This is a genomic window from Caviibacterium pharyngocola, from assembly GCF_002795405.1.
Lineage (GTDB): Bacteria > Pseudomonadota > Gammaproteobacteria > Enterobacterales > Pasteurellaceae > Caviibacterium > Caviibacterium pharyngocola.
Genome location: NZ_PHGZ01000043.1, coordinates 1 through 2216 on the forward strand (window position 1 = coordinate 1; position 2216 = coordinate 2216).

Below are 2216 nucleotides of genomic sequence, written 5' to 3' on the forward strand. Positions count from 1 at the left end.
CCGAAAACGATGTCACCGTCACTGTAAATCAACGACCCGCCTTTTTTCTCTGCGTCATATTCCGTGGTGTGGTTAATCACCTCCTTCACCGCCATATCCAACCGCTGCCGCGCCGCAATGGTCGCACTGCTAATCTTCTCGTCGATTTTTTCATCTCGCTCTAATTTTCTGATTAATTAAAATAGAAATTAAAAAAAAGGAGAAATTTTTAACCAAATAACGAAAAAATAATGAGCTAAATCTAAAAATTCATCTAATGAATAATTTCCTAAAGAAATAAGAAAAAAATCCTCCAAATATAATTGTGCTTCCTATAAAACAAGTAATAAACAGAAGAATTAATAATATTAAAAATTGTGCTAAAAATTTTAATACCTTATTCATTATTACCTCTATTTAATAAATCATTAATTAAATTTTTTTGATTTTCAAAGAGGCTTTCTACAGTCTGACTTACTCCTGCATCAAAAAGATTGCCTAATTTAGTGGGTAAATATTGATATTTTTCATTCAATGCGCCCATCATTTCAGGCGTTCTATATCTAGGTTCATAATAATTTTTATTTCGAGTGGTGTCTCCTACTAGAGTTCTATAACTACCTTTTTCTACAAGTTTTCCAAAACCTGCACCAACCCCTGTTGCAACAGCAGATGCTCCCATTGCATATAACGGATCTTTTCCTTCTATATAGGCTTGCATCTGAACTAAAAAACTCCCCCTAATTTTACTTTTTTTCAGAATCTTTTATTTTCTTATCTTTCTTGATAAATCGATCCTTTGTAAAATAATCCAGAACAACACCTATAACACCACATTTTAATGCATATATTGATGTTTCATAATGTGTCTTTACGATAAAAGGAATATCCCAGTTTAATCCAAAATCTTGTAAATTGAGAATCAGCATTCCAAAATTAAATGACAATAAAGTTGTAGAGAATATTAGAAATGCTCTTTTCATATCATTCCTTTTTTTCACTACTAATTGCACTTCTAATAGTTGGTAATTTTTGTATCGCTTCACTAGCAATAGTTGACCACATAGGATTAGAAATTTTGGAACTACCATAGCTAGCAATACCGGAAAGTCCCGCCTCAGACAAGCCACTAGTGCCATTAGCCAACCCTACAGCCATACCAATACCTGCATTAACTCGTATTGCATCCATTGTTTTCAGTTTAGGTGTAATACCGCCTGAAACTGTCGCACCCGCAAATTCAGCCCAGTTAAACTCTTGCCCACTAACCGTTTGCGCGATTAAATTAGCAGAACCACTTAATGCGGAATTACTCAAGAAAGTATAAACTTTCGTTCCGAATGTTATTTCCGGTGCGATAAGTAAAGGCGCTGCAGCTAACGTAATTTCTCGACCAACATAAATCGCTTTTCCTGTGTTACTTAAAACATAATAACTTCCTTCAAGGGTTTTATATATCAGCGGATAATCTTCTTTAACTGTTTCGATAGCCTGTGTTTTGAGATTATTTTTTATTACTTCTCCTTCTGCTTTCATCGCTAATTCTTGGGCTTGATTCGGATTAGCCATAATATCAAAGGATAAATAATTATTCTCAACCGCCCGTTTCCCAATTTCCGAACCAGCCAGTGCATTTGCCGTGCTGTCGCCAATCAAACCGCCGGCAAGCCCGCTTGCCATTTGGCTGAGTGCGGTGACGGTTTGTTTTTCGTTTTCGCTTAGTTGTTCGGTGGTTTTGTTGTAAAACGTTTTGGTGATGTAATCTGCGGCAACTTCACCGGTTACAGCTGCGGTAGCACCGGCAAGGGCATTATTACCCGTGAGCTGGGCTTCGATTGCACCGAGTACGGCGTGTGCCATTAGGTTTGCCGTGGTGTTATCGCCGGTTTGGGTTTTGATAAGATTGTTGGCGTAAGGCGACAAACCTGCTGTGATAGCCGCATTTATGTCCTTCATCGCCAAGCCTTGCAATACCCCCGTCACGGCGCGCATTGCCAGTTGTATGTCGCCGCCTTTGCCGTATTGGTCAAGTGTGGTTTGTGCTTGAGCAAGGGCTTGGGTGGCAAGTAATCTTTCTTCTACCGTGGCATTTTGGCTGTTTAATACTGCTTGCGCTTGTGCTTTGGCGTTTTCCGCGTTATCCGTGAGCGGTTTTAGCGTAAGTGTCACCGTATTTTGGCTGATTTCGCCGATAACTTGTGCGGTTTCTTGTTGCTCTTTAATCTTATCAATATCAA

Annotated in this window: 3 protein-coding genes; all 3 read right to left on the reverse strand. The window is 38.8% G+C overall.

The features are described 5' to 3' along the window. Positions 1 to 376: 376 nt before the first annotated feature. Positions 377 to 700 carry a hypothetical protein gene (locus CVP04_RS12130; protein WP_100297760.1) on the reverse strand — a complete coding sequence of 108 codons (324 nt, stop codon included), beginning with the start codon at positions 698 to 700 and terminating at the stop codon, positions 377 to 379. A gap of 25 nt (positions 701 to 725) precedes the next feature. Next, positions 726 to 962: a hypothetical protein gene (locus CVP04_RS12135; protein ID WP_100297761.1), complete on the reverse strand. Its 237-nt coding sequence runs from the start codon at positions 960 to 962 to the stop codon at positions 726 to 728. Between the two features lies 1 nt (position 963). Beyond that, a partial coding sequence (locus CVP04_RS12140; RefSeq protein ID WP_165772801.1) for a VENN motif pre-toxin domain-containing protein occupies positions 964 to 2216 on the reverse strand: 1253 nt, incomplete at its 5' end.

What these genes read in the sequence shown, in the direction of transcription:
- CVP04_RS12130 (WP_100297760.1), bottom strand. Translation starts at nt 700, where the DNA reads ATGCAAGCCTATATAGAAGGAAAAGATCCGTTATATGCAATGGGAGCA.
- CVP04_RS12135 (WP_100297761.1), bottom strand. Translation starts at nt 962, where the DNA reads ATGAAAAGAGCATTTCTAATATTCTCTACAACTTTATTGTCATTTAAT.